General features: G+C 62.5%; 2 protein-coding genes, 1 tRNA gene and 2 pseudogenes. 1 reads left to right on the top strand and 4 read right to left on the bottom strand.

What is annotated here, in order from left to right; genetic code table 11:
- Nucleotides 1–126, bottom strand: a pseudogene (locus tag MOV75_RS37590) (organic hydroperoxide resistance protein); the annotation flags it as partial.
- Between the two features lie 149 nt (nt 127–275).
- Here MOV75_RS37590 and MOV75_RS37585 point away from each other — a divergent pair.
- A complete protein-coding gene (locus tag MOV75_RS37585; protein ID WP_246926043.1) occupies nt 276–746 on the top strand; it encodes a MarR family winged helix-turn-helix transcriptional regulator in 471 nt (156 codons plus the stop codon).
- Here the strand turns inward: MOV75_RS37585 and MOV75_RS37580 are convergent.
- The 3 genes and pseudogenes from MOV75_RS37580 to MOV75_RS37570 all read right to left on the bottom strand — a co-directional run.
- A pseudogene (locus tag MOV75_RS37580) lies at nt 743–985 on the bottom strand (GIY-YIG nuclease family protein). The gene MOV75_RS37585 and the pseudogene MOV75_RS37580 sit on opposite strands and share 4 nt — an antisense overlap.
- A gap of 135 nt (nt 986–1,120) precedes the next feature.
- Nucleotides 1,121–1,196: transfer RNA gene (locus tag MOV75_RS37575), tRNA-Ala, on the bottom strand.
- A 93-nt stretch (nt 1,197–1,289) separates the two neighbouring features.
- The coding region (locus MOV75_RS37570; RefSeq protein ID WP_247007933.1) for a TIGR02300 family protein at nt 1,290–1,549 on the bottom strand (260 nt) is incomplete at its 5' end.

The following is a 1,549-nucleotide window of genomic DNA, read 5'->3' as shown; positions in this document are numbered from 1 at the left end:
GCCTCCGCCGCCGAGCTCCTTCGGCGTGGTCAGCTTGACGTCGAGCGCGCCGTCGAGGGTTGCAGCATGGCCGTCGCGGCCGCCGGTGGCCTTGGCGCTGGTCTTGTAGAGGACGTTCACGGACATTGTCGTCTCCCTGGGTTTCGTTGGGTACGGTCTCTATCGCAGGCAATTAGATTGTGCACAATTGAAATTGCAAGGTCTCACATTTAATTGTTCGCAATTGAATGTGGCGGCGCGCGGCCCCAGAATGAGACAAACCCGAGAGATCCTCCATGCCTCGAAAATCACCTGCAGCGGACGCGCCGCTGCGGCTCGACAACCAGATCTGCTTTGCGGTCTATTCGGCCGCGCATGCGTTCAACCGCGTCTACAAGCCGCTTTTGGACCGGCTCGGCCTGACCTATCCCCAATATCTCGTCATGCTGGTGCTGTGGGAGCGCGACGACGTCGCGGTCAAGGACATCGGCGAGCGACTGTTCCTGGATTCGGGCACGCTGACGCCGCTGCTGAAGCGGCTGGAGGCCGCTCATCTCGTGAGGCGTACCCGCTCGAGCGAGGACGAGCGTCAGGTCCTGATCGCGCTGACGGCGCAGGGGCACGCGCTGAAGGAAAAAGCCCGCAGCGTGCCGCAGTCGATCCTGGTGGCCTCGGACTGCTCGGTGCCGGAACTGGTGGCGATGAAGGACGAGATCGTCGCGCTGCGCGACCGGCTGAATGCGGTGATCGGGGAGTACGGGGATTAGGACAACCGCTTCTTCGTAAACGCCCGGCCGGAGTGGGACTTCAGGTACGCCTCGAACGCGAGCGCTCTATGCTTGTCGGGGAAGGCGCAGTACCAGATCAGCTTCCAGGGCTTGAATTTGGCGGTGTGGCTCGATTTGCCGGCATTGTGCTACGGAAGCCTTCGCTTCAAGTCCTCCGTTGCACCAACGTATTCCTGCTCGGGAAATTCGATGCTGCGAAGGATGTAGACGTACCACATTGACGGCAATCGCCCGGACAGTCGCTAAGTGGGGGGCTCACCAGTCCGTCTTCGCCCTTCGGGCTTCGCCGGACACCACGCTTCACCCTTCGGGCTCCTCGTGGCCGCGCCACGCCTAGCCCGAAGGGCGAAGCGTGGTGGAGCCAGGCGGGATCGAACCGCCGACCTCTTGCATGCCATGCAAGCGCTCTCCCAGCTGAGCTATGGCCCCTTAGTCCTCGCGGGATGACCCTGGTGGTTCACCCCAACCGGCGAGCCCTGGTGACTCGCGCGGTGCACCCTTTTTCACAGATCAGGGCTGATCTCAAGTCTCTTCATCACCTCCGACATCACCAATGATGTCGGTCACGTCCTCATCGCCTTCTTCTTCGTCGGCAATGAAGGTCGAATCATCGTCATCGTCGTCATCGAGGGTCTCGTCGACCTCGATATCGTCCTCGGATTCGGGCACGACGGCCTTGACCTTGCCGGTATTCTCCTCGGCGTCGGCCTCCTCGAGCGACACCTCTTCGACCTCCGCCGGCTCCGGAGTGGCGTCCGCCGTCGCCGCGTGCCGGGCTTCGG

Source organism: Bradyrhizobium sp. PRIMUS42 (genome assembly GCF_023006515.1).
Lineage (GTDB): Bacteria > Pseudomonadota > Alphaproteobacteria > Rhizobiales > Xanthobacteraceae > Bradyrhizobium.
The sequence above is the reverse complement of the archived record's forward strand: the minus strand, read 5'-3'. Positions and strand labels throughout refer to the sequence as shown.